Below are 253 nucleotides of genomic sequence, written 5' to 3'. Positions count from 1 at the left end.
AGGCTCAACGTCCCAGCGCGCCTTCAGTGCGGCTGGCGATGCTCCTCGCTTTCCAGCAGCTCGATCAGCGGCTGGAACTCCAGGCGGTTGTGGCCATTCAGGCACATCAACAGCCGGTGAGCCTCGAGAATGCGTCCGCGCAGCTCCTGTTCCTGCTGGGGCGAGGCATCGGCGTCATCCTGAGACTCGTTCAGCGCTGGCGCGTTGCAGCAGGAAGCCCCGTCCAGATCGGCCTGGTCCGCCTCCGGCAGGC

General features: G+C 66.4%; 1 pseudogene. It reads right to left on the bottom strand.

Annotated elements, in window-relative coordinates:
• Nucleotides 1-23 precede the first annotated feature (23 nt).
• A pseudogene (locus R0J88_RS21830) lies at nucleotides 24-253 on the bottom strand (hypothetical protein); the annotation flags it as partial.

It is taken from the genome of Pseudoalteromonas sp. SIMBA_162, from assembly GCF_046535955.1.
GTDB classification, from domain to species: Bacteria; Pseudomonadota; Gammaproteobacteria; order Enterobacterales; family Alteromonadaceae; genus Pseudoalteromonas; species Pseudoalteromonas marina.
Note: the sequence above shows the minus strand (reverse complement) of the source record. Positions and strands in the feature narration are given on the sequence as shown.